Annotated in this window: 11 protein-coding genes; 3 read left to right on the forward strand and 8 right to left on the reverse strand. The window is 66.0% G+C overall.

The features are described from left to right. The first annotated feature begins 35 nt into the window (after positions 1–35). Positions 36–3,224 (forward strand): 2-oxo acid dehydrogenase subunit E2, encoded by a 3,189-nt coding sequence (locus KF715_13690; protein ID MBX3737745.1) that lies wholly within the window; start codon positions 36–38, stop codon positions 3,222–3,224. 97 nt (positions 3,225–3,321) lie between these two features. Here KF715_13690 and KF715_13695 read toward each other — a convergent pair whose 3' ends face one another. The 6 genes from KF715_13695 to KF715_13720 all read right to left on the reverse strand — a co-directional run bounded on the left by KF715_13695 (position 3,322) and on the right by KF715_13720 (position 8,790). Next, positions 3,322–3,843, reverse strand: a complete 522-nt coding sequence (locus KF715_13695; GenBank protein ID MBX3737746.1) for an N-acetyltransferase — start codon at positions 3,841–3,843, stop codon at positions 3,322–3,324. A 100-nt stretch (positions 3,844–3,943) separates the two neighbouring features. Next, positions 3,944–4,327 (reverse strand): ACT domain-containing protein, encoded by a 384-nt coding sequence (locus KF715_13700; GenBank protein MBX3737747.1) that lies wholly within the window; start codon positions 4,325–4,327, stop codon positions 3,944–3,946. 433 nt (positions 4,328–4,760) lie between these two features. Next, positions 4,761–5,750 carry an MCE family protein gene (locus tag KF715_13705; protein MBX3737748.1) on the reverse strand — a complete coding sequence of 330 codons (990 nt, stop codon included), beginning with the start codon at positions 5,748–5,750 and terminating at the stop codon, positions 4,761–4,763. Then, positions 5,743–6,552, reverse strand: coding sequence for an ATP-binding cassette domain-containing protein (locus tag KF715_13710; GenBank protein ID MBX3737749.1), 810 nt, complete (start codon positions 6,550–6,552; stop codon positions 5,743–5,745). The genes KF715_13705 and KF715_13710 overlap by 8 nt, the downstream gene beginning before the upstream one ends. A 7-nt stretch (positions 6,553–6,559) precedes the next feature. Continuing rightward, positions 6,560–7,312: an ABC transporter permease gene (locus KF715_13715; GenBank protein ID MBX3737750.1), complete on the reverse strand. Its 753-nt coding sequence runs from the start codon at positions 7,310–7,312 to the stop codon at positions 6,560–6,562. Beyond that, positions 7,309–8,790, reverse strand: a complete 1,482-nt coding sequence (locus KF715_13720; protein ID MBX3737751.1) for a hypothetical protein — start codon at positions 8,788–8,790, stop codon at positions 7,309–7,311. The genes KF715_13715 and KF715_13720 overlap by 4 nt, the downstream gene beginning before the upstream one ends. A gap of 200 nt (positions 8,791–8,990) precedes the next feature. On the opposite strand from KF715_13720, the gene KF715_13725 reads away from it, so the two are divergent. After that, positions 8,991–9,575: an RsmD family RNA methyltransferase gene (locus KF715_13725; protein ID MBX3737752.1), complete on the forward strand. Its 585-nt coding sequence runs from the start codon at positions 8,991–8,993 to the stop codon at positions 9,573–9,575. Here the strand turns inward: KF715_13725 and KF715_13730 are convergent. Continuing rightward, the gene (locus KF715_13730) at positions 9,572–10,420 is read right to left on the reverse strand and encodes a 16S rRNA (uracil(1498)-N(3))-methyltransferase (GenBank protein MBX3737753.1); all 849 of its coding nucleotides are present in this window, start codon (positions 10,418–10,420) and stop codon (positions 9,572–9,574) included. The genes KF715_13725 and KF715_13730 overlap by 4 nt on opposite strands. 18 nt (positions 10,421–10,438) lie before the next feature. Here KF715_13730 and KF715_13735 point away from each other — a divergent pair, with 18 nt between their 5' ends. Continuing rightward, entirely contained in the window at positions 10,439–11,062 is a 624-nt protein-coding gene (locus KF715_13735; GenBank protein MBX3737754.1) for a response regulator transcription factor, read from the forward strand. Here the strand turns inward: KF715_13735 and KF715_13740 are convergent. Next, on the reverse strand, positions 11,043–14,876 hold the full coding sequence (locus tag KF715_13740; GenBank protein ID MBX3737755.1) for a response regulator: 3,834 nt from the start codon (positions 14,874–14,876) through the stop codon (positions 11,043–11,045). The two genes, KF715_13735 and KF715_13740, sit on opposite strands and share 20 nt — an antisense overlap. Positions 14,877–14,897 lie beyond the last annotated feature (21 nt).

Genomic DNA, 14,897 nt, shown 5'->3' on the forward strand with positions numbered 1-14,897 from the left:
GGAATCGTTTTCCGAAACCTACCCCACGTCTCGCCATGGCCAAAGCCACGAACTCCACTCTGAACAAGGAGCAGCGCCGCCACCTGCTGCGCACGATGCTGGAGAGCCGGCACGGCGACCTCCGCGAGGAGAGTCTGAATCGGCAGGGCAAGGGGCATTTCCACGTCTCGGGCCGCGGCCACGAGGCGTTCAGCGCGCTCGGCGCGCAGCTGCGCGACGGCGATTTCATCGTGCCGTATTACCGCGACCGCGGGCTGTGCATGGGGCGCGGCATGAACACGCGCGAACTGGCGTTGGAGTATTTCGCGAAGCGCGAGTCGTCGTCGCGCGGACGCATGATGCCGTCGCATTTTTCCTCCCGTCCGCTGAACATCGTCAGCGTGCCGACGCCGCTCGGCGCGCAGCTGTTGCCGGCGTGCGGCGTGGCCTGGGGCATGAAGCTCGATGGCAAGGACAGCGTGGTCGTGACCTCGATCGGCGATGCGGCGTCGCGCCAGGGCGATTTCTACGAGGCGATCAGCTTCGCGCAGGAGAAGAAGCTGCCGGTGCTCTTCATCGTCGAGGACAATGCCTACGGCATCTCGACGCCGACGCGGAAAACCAACCCGCTCGCGATCGACGTGCTCAACAAGTCGCAGTGGCGCGTGATCGACGGCTCCGACCTCGAGGTCGTGCACGCCGAGACGCGGAAGGCCATCGCGCAGCTCCGCGCGGGCGAGGGGCCGGTGTTTCTCTGGGCCAAGGTCGAGCGGCTTTCGAGTCACACCAGCTCGGACGACCACACGCTCTACCGGACGAAGGAGGACATCGCCGCGATGGAGAAGGCGGATCCGATCCGCGTGCTCCGCGATCGCATGATCAAGGCCGGCGAGCTCACCGAGGCGGAGTTCGCCCAGCTCGACGAGGAGATCAAGGAGAAGGTTCGCGCCGACTACGCGGCGGCCGAGAAGGCCGAAGATCCGCGTGCCGACGAATTGCTTCTCGATGTGACGGGCGCGTCGCCCGACCTGAACGAGGAGCTCTTCAAGGCCGGCAAGTATCGCATGGGCGACTTGATCAACAAGACGCTCCGCGCCGGCCTCGATGCCGATCCCGGCCGCGTGATTTTCGGCGAGGACATCGAGGATCCGAAGGGCGGCGTGTTCCGTCTCACGCAAAAACTCTCGACTGATTTTCCGGAGCAGGTCTTCAACTCGCCGCTCGCGGAATCGACGATCTACGGCATCGGTGGCGGCCTTGCGCTCTACGGACGCCGGCCGGTGTTCGAGCTGCAGTTCATCGACTTCAGTTTCCCGGGCTTCAACCAGATCGTGCAGAACCTTGCGAATCTCCGCTGGCGCTCGAACGGCGCGTGGAAGGTGCCCGCGGTGTTCTATGCGCCCTACGGCGCCTATCTGCCTGGCGGCTCGCTCTGGCATTCGCAGGCGAACGAGTCGGCTTACGCGCATTTTCCCGGCCTCAACGTCGTGGTGCCATCCACGCCCGAAGACGCGGCCGGCCTGCTCTGGACCGCGATGCACGGCGAGGACATCACGCTGTTCCTGGCGCCGAAGCACATGCTCTGGGCCGAGGTCGAGTCGAAGCAGCCGATCAAATCCATCCCGCTCGGCTCGGCGCGCGTGGTGACCGCAGGCGAAGACCTCACGATCGTCGCGTGGGGCAACACGATGGAGAAGGCCCACGAAGCGATTGCAGAGTTGCAGGGCGAAGTGAGCGTCGAGCTCATCGACCTGCGCTCGATCATGCCGTGGGACAAAGCGACCATCGAGGCCTCGGTGCGCAAGACCGGCCGGCTCCTCGTCATCCAGGAAGACACCGAAGCGTGCTCCGTCGGCCAGATGATCGTGCAGCACGTCGTGGGTCGCGCGGACATCTTCGGTGCCCTGAAGGCGCCGCCGCGTCTGATCACGAAGGGCAACGTGATGATCGGTTACAACCCGATCTACGAATACGCCGCGCTGCCCGCCGTGCCGCAGATCGTCGAGGCGATTTGGGAACTGGTGGCGCTGAACCTCGCGCGCGGGGAAATCCCCGCCGCCGTTACGGTGGGAGCGAGCTTGCTCGCGACTTCCACACTCGAACCCGTCGCGACCAAGGTCGCTCCCACAGCCACACCGGCGGCTGGCGCATCTTCCGCGCATGGTCCGCAGAACACCGTCGTTGCCGGCACGAGCGACATCGTGGTGCGCGTGCCGATCATGGGCGAAGGCCTGCGCTCCGCCCGCGTGGTGAATTTGAACAAGAAGCCCGGCGATGCCGTGAAGCACGACGACGTGCTCTGCGAACTCGAGACCGACAAGGCCGTCTATCCCGTCGAGGCGTCGTTCGCCGGCAAGTTCAAGGAATGGCGCATCAAGGTCGACGACACCGTGCTCATCGGGCAGGAGATCGCGCTCGTCACCGGCGACGCCGCGAGCGTGGCGGGATTGCCCGTCGAAGGCGCGGCGCCCACCGCGAAACCCGCGGCCGCGCCCATCGCTGCCGCGCCGAAATCCGCACCTGCCGCGCCGGCGGTCGCCAGTAAACCCGCAGTGCCTGTTTCTCTTTCCGCTCCTCCCTCCATGAATGGCAACGCCCGCCCGCCCGCCCTGCACCCCGCGATCACGAAGCGTCTCGATGCCGTCGTGCCCGCGAACATGTTGATGGACGTGCGGTGGGAGCCGTTGAAAAAGGCGCGCGAAGCCGCGAAGGCCAAGCTCGGCAAGGCCGCGCCCTCGCCTTCGGCGATGATGGCGTGGTGCGTCACGCGTGCGCAGGAGCTGCACCCGGCGTTCCGCTGCATCGTCGGCAAGGACGGCACGATTCTCGAGCAGCCGGTCTTCGATCAAGGCGTGGCGGTCGCGCTCGAGGGCGACCGGCTCGCCACCGCGGCGATCGCGGGTGCGAACAAACTCGCGTTCGCGGATTTCAGCGCGGCCTACAACCGCGCCGTCGAGGAGACGCGCGCCGGCAAGCTGCTCGACGTGCAGGCACCGCTCAACATCACGAGCCTCGGTGCGTTTGGTGTCGAGAGCGCGACGCCGATCGTGGTGCCGCCGGCGATGGCGACGCTCTTCATCGGCACGGCGCACGAGCGCATGATCAACGACGGCGGCATGATCTATCCGTGCGAGGTCGTCACGCTCTCGCTGACCTTCGACCACAAGGTCGTGAACGGCGCCGGTGCGGCGGCATTTCTCCAGGAAGTGAAGAAACAGTTCGAGGGTTTCACGCTGCCGGCGTGAGCGAGCGCAGGCTGCGGCGTCAGCCTGCACGCTGCGAAGGTGGTATCAATCTCACGGTGGGCTCAGCGGTCCCGCCCTACCGCGCACTAGCGATGCGCTAGTCCCGGCCGACGGTCTTGCTCCGGCGTTCGAGCAGGAGCGTATCGCACCATTGGCCGGCGAGGGGGCCCTGCGCCATGCGACCGATTTTTTCGCGGATACCGATGATATGGAAACCGTGGCGTTGCTGGAGCGCGACGCTCGCGGCGTTTTGCGGGAAGGTGGACGATTGCAGCGTCCAGAAGCCGCGCGCCTCGCTGAGGCGGACCATTTCCTTCATCACCGCATCGCCGACGCGCTGGCCGCGATGCGAGGCGGCGACGTAGAGGCTCATTTCCGCGACGCCGCGATAGACGTAGCGCCCGGAGACGGGGATGAGCACGGCCCACGCGGCGAGCGCGCCTTTCGCATCGCGAGCGACGACGGCGAGGTCGGCGATCTTGGTCTTGATGAAATCCGCGAAGGTTTCCGGCGGCGTGGCTTCGAACGTCGCGATGCCGGTCGCGATACCTTCGGCGTAGATGCGCTGGACGTCCGGCCAGTCGGCCTCGGTCATGAGGTGGAAAGTGAGGTGGGGCATGGCGACGAAAGGCAGCCGAAGCTGTGCCAAAATAAGGAGCGTCGCGGAGGCACAGCGAGCGCGGGCCTGGGATGACCCGCGCTCGGAGATCGCGGGCTACCTAGAGGCGCTCGACGGTGTGCTCGGCGTTGCGGAGTGTGCGGATGGCGTCCTCGAGCTGGGCCTGTTTCACGAGCACGTAGTCGGTGTCGAAGGTCGAGTGGGCGAGGATGCTGATGCGCGAGAAGGCGAGCGGGTCGAGCACGGAGGAGAGGATGCCGGTCTCGGTGAAGTTGAACGGGCCGCGCAGCTTCAGGAGGCGCCAGCCGGCCTCGTGTTTCACGTCGGTGGGGATTTGCGCGGCGGGGCAGAGAATCGACAGCTCGTCGGTGGTGCGCGTCGTGGCGCTGAAGACGGTGGAGCTCACCCAGTCGGGGATCGGTGAGGCGGCGGGCAGGCGGGCGATCGCGAATTCGCCGGGGAGGAGCTGGATGACGAGCGGCATGGCGAGACGAAGCCAAGCGCGGACGACGCCACATCGCAAGAAGGCAAGCAAGGAGCAGCCTCGTGGTCCGCTGGCCTACCAATCTGTGAGCGCGTGTATCCCGAGGAGGATACCAGGCAGAACGACCGGCGTAGCATTTAGAGCGAACGCCAAAAATCTGAGCCACCTCGGTTTCTCTTCACGGGATAGTCCGACAGATGCGACAACCGTTCCAATTACGAATCCGAGCCACGCCACGAAGTAGATCACCCAAAAAACGCCGCTGTCGCGCTCTTCTGGCGAGCGCATGGCGTTGTCGAGCAGGCCTGAACCGATCCCAAGCAGCGGCGAAGCGACAAAAACAGCGATCGCCGAGATTGACCAGCGCGGCAAGCTGCTGAGGGGAATTGACTGTGGTGTCACCGCTTCGCCGTCCAATTTGCGAGCTATGTCGTCAGAAGAGCGCGTTGGCGACGACGCCGACGGCTTGGATCGGGCCGGAGTCGCCGAGGCCGTCGAGGGCGCGGTCGGCTTTCTTCACGACGCCTTGCACGTCTTTATACATCGAGTCGTCGGCGAGGAGCTTGCCGAGCGTGCCTTCGCCCTTGGCGATCTTGTCGGTGACGGTGCGGGCGTTGGCGACGGTGGCCTTGAGGTTGTCGGCGGTGGCCTGGTCGTAGAGCAGAGCGCCGACGGCGCCCTTGCCGGATTTCACGTCGGCGATGATGCCGCGGGTGTCGGCCATGAAGATCTTGGCGTCGCCGGCGGCGGATTTGATTTCGCCGACGGCGGCGACGAGGTCGTCGTGGAGCTTCGGGTCGTTGACGAGTTTGCCGAAGGTGCCGTCGCCGTTTTTGATCTTCGCGGTGATGTCCTGGAGATTGGCGATGGTCTCGGTGAGTTTGGGGCCGTTTTGGTCGACGAGCTTGTCGAGTTTGCCGAAGAGCGAGCCGGAGCCGCTGTCGCCGCCGAGGGCCTTGCCGATGTTGTCGGCGACGCCCTCGAGCTTGGCGCCGAGGGAGCCGAGCTGGGCGATGACCTCGTTCATGTCGGCGGTGTTCTTGGTCTTCATCGTGTCGCCCTCCTTGAGCATGACGGCGGAGGTGCCGAAGCTGACGGCGAGGTGCTGGCTGCCGAGGAGGCTGGAGGTCTCGACGGAGGCGACGGCGTCGTTCGGAATGGAGACCTTCGGGTCGATGGTGAGCACGGCTTCGACGCGCTGGTTGCCGAGGCGCGTCTCGGCAACGGAGCCGATTTTCACGCCGGCCATCTGGACCTCGTCGCCTTCCTTGAGGCCCTTGAGGTTCGCGAAGGGCGCGAGGACGGTGTAGCCGCGCTTCTTGAAAATCTGGCCGCCGCTGAGCGACTCGAACGTGATCCAAGCCAGCGCGCAGCCGAGCAGGAAGAAGAGGCCGACGCGAACGGTCTGTTGCGTGTTATTCATGGGAGTTCTCCAGTTGTTTAAAGCGGGGGTTCTTGAGATCGATCGTGGGCGTGAGGAAGTTCGCGATGTCGCGCTCCTTCGGCTCGCGGAAGTCGGCGGGTTTGCCGGTGGCGCGGATCTTGCCGTCCATGATGATGGCGATGCGGTCGGCGATGTTGATCGCGAGGTCGCGGTCGTGCGTGACGACGATGCTGGTGACGGCGGTCTGCTCGCGGAGCGTCGCGATGATCTCGCTGATCGTGGCGCCCATCACCGGGTCGAGCTCGGAGGTCGGCTCGTCGTAGAGGAGGAGCTGCGGCTCCATGACGAGGGCGCGGGCGATGGCGACGCGCTTCTTCATGCCGCCGGAGAGTTCGGACGGGTATTTGTTGGCCGCTTTCTCGAGGGAAAGAATCGAGAGTGCGTGCATGACGCGTTCGCGGATGCCGGCCTCGTTGCACTGGCGATGCTCGCGCGGGTAGAGCGCGAGGTTGTCGTAGACGGTGAGCGAGTTGAAGAGCGCGCCGGCCTGGAAGACGAGGGCGAGGTGGACCTTGTCGCGCGTGTCGGGATCGGCGGCGTCGTAGTCGCCGATGCGGACGGAGCCGCTGGTGGGGAGCTCGAGGCCGGCGATGTGTTTCAGGAGGACGCTCTTACCCGAGCCGCTGGGGCCCATGATGCAGAAGATCTCTCCGGCGCGCACCTCGAGGTTGATGTCCTTCAGGACGGTGACGCTGCCGAATTTCTTCGTCAGGTGATCGACGGTGACGCCGAAGGTTTTGCCGGCGAAGGGTGTGGCGGTGTAGGAGGAAGGGGAACTCATGGCCGGGTCAGAGGAGCGCCTTGGTGACGAAGTAATCGAGCACCAGGATGAGGATGAGCGAGGTGACGACGGCCTTGGTGACGGAGGCGCCGATCTCGCGCGGGCCGCCGCGGGTGTTGAGGCCGATGTAGCAGCAGACGGCGACGACGACGAAGCCGAAGCACTCGACCTTGAGCAGGCCGTCGGTGATGTCCTTCCAGTCCATGTAGCGCTTGAGCACGGCGAAGTAGGACTCGCTGTCGACGGCGATGAAGTGGGTGTATTGGCAGATGAGCGCGCCGCCATACCAGCCGCAGAGATTCGCGATGAGCGCGAGCACGGGCATCATCACGAGGATGGCGGCGAGGCGCGGCAGCACGAGCATGCGCTCGGGCGGGATATTCATCGTCACGAGCGCGTCGATCTCCTGGTAGACCTTCATCGACGCGAGTTCGGCGGTGATGGCGGAGCCGACGCGGCCGGCGATGAGGATGGCGACCATGACGGGGCCGAGTTCGCGCGCCATGGAGAGGCCGACGAGGGTGCCGATGAACTGTTTCGCCCCGAAGTTCTGCATCGAGTAACCGCTCTGCAACGCGAGCACCGAGCCGATGAAAAAGCTGAGGATCGTGACGATCGGCAGCGAGGTGTAGCCGATGAGGAAGCACTGTTCGACGAAGCGCCCGAATTGGCGCGGCAGCGTGCCGGTGAACTTCAGCGTGCGCGTCATGAGGAGCACGACGCCGCCGATGTGGCCGAGGACGAGGGAGATTTGCTTCATGGCATGGAGGCCGCGGGGGCCTTGGTAGCAGGGGCGCGGCGGAAATCGAACAGGGAAAACTTCCAGTGCGTGTCACCCGGGGAGCGGCGCCAGCTGAGCAGGCCGTTGCCGATGGCGACGCGGGCGCCGGTCTCCGGCGTGGCGCGCGTGCTGAAGAGCGGTCCGAGGTGGAACTCGCGCTCGGCGGCCGAGCGGCGGCGGCTGACGAGGTTCCAGAGGATGTTCCAGCGGGTGTCGCCCGGAGCGCGTTGTTCGAAGCGGTAGACGGCGAAGAGCGGCGAGTAGAGTTCGCGGATCGGTTCGTTGTTGGTGAAAAAGACTTCGAACGGGCTGAAGAGCTGGAACTGGCGGCGGCCGGCGCCGTTGTCCCACGCGCTGAAGAGCGGCCAGAGGTGGCGCTTCGAGGCGGGCGCGGCGGCGGGATTCGCGAGGCTGCGTTGCTCGTGCGACCAATAGACGACGAACAGGAACTGATTTCTTTCCTGCGCGACGCCCTGCTCGCTCCACTTGGCGTGGCGGACGAGCGGCCAGAGCACCCAGGTCTTGTCGTAACCTTTCACGACGCTGTGCGTGTAGAACGGCGCCCAGCGATTGACGGTGCGGTTGTCGCCGCGGCCCTGCACGAGGAACGGCCAGAGGTAGCGTGTCTCGTGGTAGCGTTGCGGCTCGGTGCGGTCGGTGTAGCCGAAGAAGGGCCAGAGGTAGTTCTCGTCGACGAAGCCCGGGGCGGTGGTGCGCGTGTAGAAGGGCAGGAACCCGAGGCTCGTGCGCGAGGCGCCGGCGGGCTCGTCGAGTTGCTTCTGCTGTTTGTAGATCAGCGGCCAGAGGTAATACTGGTTGTCGTAATCGTTCGGACGCGCGACGTGACCGAAGAGCGGCCAGAATTCGAAGCCGTGGTGGCCGTTGCCGTCAGTGAAACGCAGGAAGGGCCACGGCACGTAGTTCGTGTGGCGTCCGTCCTTCTCGACGCGGAAGGTGAGCGGAAAGGCGACCCAGCTGAGGCGGTCTTTGCCGAAGCGATTTTTTACCTCGCCAGCGATCGGCAGCAGCGCGCGGTAGCTCGTCGCCGCATCGCCGGTGTCGCGCGAGAAGTAGAGCGGCCAGACATCGAAGCCGCGGACGGGATGGCCGCCTTCGCTGGCGAGGCCGGGCTGGCTGCGGAAATTGATCAGCTGGAAAAACGAGAACGACGCGCTCGTCGCATCGTGTTGCCAGGAGAACAGCGGGTAGAGGAAGTAGGCGGCTTCGCGGTCGGCCTGCTTCGTGTTGAGGAAGAGCGGGCGCCAGGCGCGGATTTCTTTGCCATCGGCGGTCGTGCGCTCGGCGAGGAGCGGCCCGAGGCCTTGTTGCGCGGTGACTTCGCCGGTCTGGTCGTCGACCGTCGCGACACGCAACGGCCAGCCGTTGAGTTCGGCGCCGCGGAGCGGCAGCGCGAACCCCGCCGCGGCGAGCAGCCAGAGTGCGAGTCGAGACTTCATGCTTGGTTGATGGTAAAGGCGTTGCCTTTGCGTCGGCCCGGGCCAGTTAGGTGATGGCTCGGGCCGAACGGGGACAGGTAAGTCCCAGTCCGCTGGGGCGCAAACAGTATGTTGAAACCGCAACGAGCAGAAAGTGTTCCGCCGCAACGGCGTCGTAAGGCGCGGGGCACCGGTGTGATTCGCTTCGGAGGGCGTGCCGGATGCGCATAACCGGCGGCAACGCGCGGGGCATCCCGCTCAACTTGCCGAAGGGCGACGCCGTGCGGCCGGCGACCGACGCGATGCGGCAGGCGGTTTTCTCGAGCATCGCGAGTCGCGTGCCGGGCGCGCGGTTTTTGGACCTGTTTGCCGGCAGCGGGGCCTACGGATTGGAAGCGTTGAGTCGCGGGGCGGCGGGCGGCGTGTTCGTGGAGAAGAACGCCCGGACGGCCGCGTTCATCCACCAAAACATCGCGGCGGTGTGCAAAAGCCTCGCACGGGGGACAGAGGATTTGCGCGTGGTGAACGCCGACGCGACGACCGTGCCGGATGCCGGCGCGGTGCCGGACCTCGTGTTCATCGACCCGCCCTACGACCTGATTGCAGAGGTGGCGCCGAAGCTGTTCGCGCGACTGACGGCGTTGCTCGCGCCGAAGCCGGATCCGGTGATCGTGTTCGAGATGCCGGGCGAACTGGAAGTGGCGGCGGAGGGCTGGACGTGCGTGCGTCGCCTGGGCAAGGGTGCGCGGCAGCCGACGGTGTGTTTTTTCAAGCGCGCCGCGCGGGCGGCGGCGGACGCAGGCTAGAGCGTGCCGCGGGCGGCCTTGGCGAGCGTGAGCGCCGCGATGACGGCGGTCTCGAGACGCAACACGCGCGTGCCGAGGTGCACGAGCGTGAAGCCGGCGGCGCGGAGCTGTTCGCGATCGCGCGGGCCCCAGCCGCGCTCGGGACCAAGTGCGAGCGCGAGGGAGCGTTCGCGCGCGGGGCGCTCATCGGCGAGGGCATGCGAGGCTTCGTAATTGTCGAGGGCGAGGCGCGTGGTGTCGGGTGCTAGGAGTGCGAGGGCCGGGGCGAGCGAATGCGTGGCGGTGACCTCGGGGGTCGTAGTCGCGAAGGCCTGCTCGGTGCCGGCGAGCACGTGCCGCCGCCATTCGCCGTCGCGCCAGAGCGTGCTGTGCGCGTAGCTCGGTTCGGTTTTCTCGGTCGCGACAAAGTGGATCGCGCTCACGCCGAGCGTGGTGGCGTCGCGCAGGATGTCGCGGGCGGTTTGGGGGCGCGGGAGTCCGATCAGCAACGTGATGGCGTCCGGCGGTGTGGGCAAAACGGTCCAAGTGAAGGCGAGTTCGATCGCGGCGTCGCGGATGGCGACGATGCGGCCTTTGCCGCGCGGGCCGTCGATGACGCCGGCATAGAATTCATCGCCGGGGCCGCGGTGGAGCACTTCGAGCAGATGGCGCGCGCGCGGATCGGGGCGGGGGAGAGGGGCGGAAATTTCGGCGGCGGTGAAGAGCACCAGGTTCACGCGGTCGGGGTAACGGGCGGCGAATGATATGTCCACGCTTGGCTTGCTGCGCGCAGGGTTTGGGGTATGCCTGCGGCGGTGAATGTGAGTGTAAAATTCCCCGGCAAGGACGAGGGTAACCCGTTGCATGGGCAGCGGGCGATCATCGTGGAAGACCAGAAGCTCTTCGCGGATTTCCTGGCGGGTTGTTTTCGCGAGTGGGGGATCGAGGTTTTGCTCGCGACGGCGTCGGGCTCGGCCGGGCTCGCCGCGGTGCACCAGATGCGGCCGGATCTGCTGATGTTGGACTTTTCCCTGCCGGATATCGATGGGTTGGAGATCGCGCGGCAGGTGCTGACGGACCGGAGCTTTTCGGCGATGAAGGTGATCGGCATTTCGTCGCATCGGGACCCGTGGACGATGTTGCAGGTCCAGAAGCTGGGCCTGCACGGCTTCGTGGATAAGATGGAGCAGAGTTCCGAAACGCTGCGGACGGCCCTCATCTCGGTGGTGAGCGGCAATGTCTTTTACACCAGCGCCGTGGTGGAATCGAGTGCGCGGCTGCGACGCGATCCGAAGGCGTTCAACCGGGTGCTTTCCGAATACGAGATGAAGATCCTGGCGTTGATCGGCCACGCGATGACCGACGAGGAGATCGCGGCGGAGTTGGGCATCAGTCCCTCGACGATGCAGTCGCGGCGGCGCGACATCATGAAGAAGCTCGACGTCCACACGACGCCGAAGCTGATCCACTACGCGATCGCGAACGGGCTCACGCGGACTCGCAATTGAGGCGCGCCAGGGTGTCGTGCAGGGCGGTCCAGTCCTGCGTCAGCTCGGTGGCGAGCAGTCGTGCGGCGGTCCAGTCGCCCTGCTGGCACAGGCGCTCGAGGTGGAGCGCGCGTTTCATGATGGCGGCGGCGTGAAGGAAACCGAAGCGGCCGGCGAGTTTGTGAGCGGCGCGGGCGCTGCGCGTGCGATCGGAGGCAGCGAGGCCGGCGTGCAGTTCCTCGAATTCGCCTTGGGCGCTGGCGGAGAACTCGGCGAGCTCGGCTTCGAGGGTTTGTGCGTGCTGGCGGGCGAGCGTCTGGAGGTTTTCGAGGGGATCGAAGCTGTCGCGCGAGGGGAGCACGAAGTGCCGGGCGTCGCCGGGCGAGCGCGTCTGGATGGCTTCGAGGAGAGCGGTGCCGAGACGCTCTTCGCCGACCGGTTTGCTGAGGAAGCCGTCCATGCCGGCGGCGAGGCACTCGCGGCGTTTTTCGACGGTGGAATAGGCGGTGGTGGCGATGATGAGCGGCGGGCGTTGCTGGACGGTTTGGCGGATGCGGCGTGCGAGCGCGGGGCCGGTGATGTCGGGCATGTCGTAGTCGAGGAAAACGACATCGGGGTGTTGCGCGAGGGCGGCGAGGGCAGCGTCGCCATTGGCCGCGCGGAGGACCTGGAAGCCGCGGCGTTCGAGCATGGTAGCGAGGGTGACGAGGTTGTAGTCCTCGTCGTCGACGATCAGGGCGAGTTTCGGGAGGTCGGCGACGGTCTGGGTCGCGGTGTCGAGGGTGACCGGGGCGGCGATGGGGAGCTCGACGGAGAGGTAGAAGGTGGCGCCTTCGCCCGGGGAGCTTTCGACCCAGGCGGTGCCGCCCATCTTGGTGGCGAGGCGGCGGCAGACGGCGAGGCCCATGCCGGTGCCGGGGATGCGGTTGCTGCGGGCGCCGGCGCCGCGTTCGAATTTCTCGAAAATGCGTTCCTGTTCCTCGGCGGGGATGCCGGGGCCGGCGTCGGACACCGCGAAAGTGACCACGGCGTTACTCTCGCCAACGGTGCGAGCCCACACCGTGACGTCGATGTCGCCTTGGGGAGCGTATTTGATCGCGTTGCTGACGTAGTTGAGGAGGACCTGGCGGATGCGGCGGGCATCGCCGATGAGGCGGGGCGGCACGGACGGACCGAGGGCGAACTCGACTTTCACGCCGGCGGCGGCGCTGACAGGGGAGGTGATGGCGGAGACGGCGTCGAGCAATTCGGCGGGCGCGAAGGGCTGCGGGTCGAGCTCGATGGTGCCGGCTTGGAGCTTGGAGAAGTCCAAGATGTCCTCGAGCAGCGAGGCCAGGTGCGTGGCGCAGTGGCGCAGGAGCCCGAAGCGGTAGCGGCCTTCCTCGTCGAGGTGGGAGATGTCGATGGCGGCGGAGAGGCCGACGACGCCGTTCATCGGGTTGCGGATCTCGTGGCTCATGCTGGCGAGGAAGTCGTCCTTGGCGGCGTTGGCTTTGACGAGTTCGGCGGTGCGTTCGTCGACGAGGTGCTGGAGCTCGAGGTTGCGGGCGCGAATGCGGCGTTCGCGGTAGCGCAGGGCCCCGAAGAGCCCGAGCGAAGCGAGGGCGGCGTAGCCGACGTAGGCGCCCGTGGCGCGATACCAAGGGGGCAGGATGACGAACGAGTAGTAGGAAGGCGCGCTGACTTGGCCGATCGGGTTTACGGCGCGCACCGCGAAAGAATAGCGGCCTTCGCGCAGGTTGGAGAATTCGAAGGACGTGACGTCGCCGGGCGCGCTCCAGTATCCGCCGTCCGGTCCGAACTGAGTTTGATAGCGCAAGGCGGGGCGGAGGGTGATTTCCGGCGAGGTGACGCGGAGGCGCAGGCTCTCGGAATAGTCCAGGGTGGTGTGCGTGCGGCCCGAAGCGCCGGCGGTGATCATCGGCGGCGCGGGCGGACTCCATTCGGGCAGTTCCGCGGGGCGGGTTTGCAGCAGCGCATCCGATCCGCCAATCCAAAGCAGGTCTGCGCCGGCGGTGCGGTTGATTGCGAGGCGATTGATCGCGCCGACGGTGTGGAGCTGCGGGACCACGAGGTGGCGCAGTTGGGCGTCGCGGCCATTGTCGGCCAGTTCAAGGACGCTGATGCTGTCTTGGTAGCCGGCGGGTGCGGTGGTGCCGTGATTGAGGGCCAGATAGAGGCGCTGTTGATCGGTGGATACGGCGCCCGCAACCGCGTGTGCGGGAAGCTTGCAGAGGAGCAGCGGCGGCGCGGCACCACGAGTGCGATAGACTCTGTTTCCCGCGACCACTATCGCGTCGTGCGCGCGGGCGACGACGATGCTGGGGGCGGCTTCGGCCGCGGTGAGCAGGGGAGGAAGGGCGACTGGCGTGAAGCCGTCGGGCTGGACGATCCATTTTTTCGGAGGCTCGGCGGGTGATGCGGTCCAGAGTGCACCGTCGACGTCTAGGGCGGCGGACTCGAAAAATGGCAGATTGAGGCGCACCTCGCTGCTCCACTGCCCTGGCGCGCTCCGCGAAATATCCATCCATCCGCCGTTGAGCGAGGCGACCCAGCGGTCTGTTTGGCCGAGCCGAACCATGCCAAACGCATGACGGCCGTTGCCATCAAATCGTTTCTCGTCGCGTCCGTTTTCGCGAAGGATGACCCCGCCGAAGCCAGCCAGCCAAGTGCGGTTTTCTTCGGCGAGGACCGTATACAGTTGCCGAACCGATGTCTCGGCGGCGGCGCCGAGGCGCCCGTTCTCGGCGCGCTGCAGGTGATAAAGGCGATTCTCGGTGCCGACCCAGAGCGAGTGATCCGGGGCGACGCTGATGAATCGGGTGAATTTTGGACGCGGATCGTCGTCCAGCCGGATCCGTGTGGTGGCGCCAGTCGACTCGAGCCGAAGCAATCGATCCTCTCCGAGCAGCCAAAGGTCGTTTTCGCGACCGCGGAACTGGCCGTAGAGCGATCCCTGAAGATCACCAGTGCTGGGGATTTGGCGGACGATCTTGAAATCGGAATCCACGATCGCGATCCCGCCGGTGAGCGTGGCGACCGAGCGGAATCCGCGGGCGAGTTCGACGACTCCGATCACGCTGTATTGCGCAGTGAATTCGTTCAGCTCGCGGGGCGAGAGGCAGCGCGGTCTGGGCTCGAGCGTCCAACAGCCGTGGTTGGAGATCCCGATGAGCTGGCCGTCCTTGCGTCCCAGCCAGAACAGCCCGGTATCGCGTGGCAGCCCATCCGTGAACATTCGCTCGGGACCGTTCGGGCCGATGGAGTAGAGACCGCTCTGGGGATCGTGAAACCAGAGCGCTCCTTCGAACTCGATCGGGAAGAGGCGCTGTTTGCCGGGGTAGCGCCAGACGTCCAATTTCGCTCCGTCCCAGCGCAGCACGCAATTGTCGGCGACGTAGAAAAAACCATTCGGCGACGCGCGGCAGGCGCGCACGGCCTGAAGTTCCGTTGCAGGGAAGGGCAAGTGCTCGCGCAGCGAATGGACGCGGGGACGACCGTCGGGCGAGAAGTCGATCCACCCTAGGTCGCACCACGAACCGAAAATGAGTTGGTGTCCGTCAGGTGTGAACGCCAGTGCCGTCGCCGAGCCGGTATCGGGATGGTGCGTCCATTTGAGACCATCGAATACCAGCAGACCGTGGTCCGTGCCAAACCACAATGGGCCGTTGCCCGGCTCGGTAGCGGCGGCATACACCGTGTAAGCGACGCCCGTTTGCTGTTTGCGGAAAATTTCCACGATTGGGTCACCGTTAAACGGCACGTCCCACGCGGCTTGGGCGCGAAAGCCCAGTCCCGAGAGAATGACGGTGAGAGCGGCGCAGACTCGTAGCATGCGGCGAAGATGGTCGCACAA

The sequence above is a fragment of the Candidatus Didemnitutus sp. genome, from assembly GCA_019634575.1.
Lineage (GTDB): Bacteria > Verrucomicrobiota > Verrucomicrobiia > Opitutales > Opitutaceae > Didemnitutus.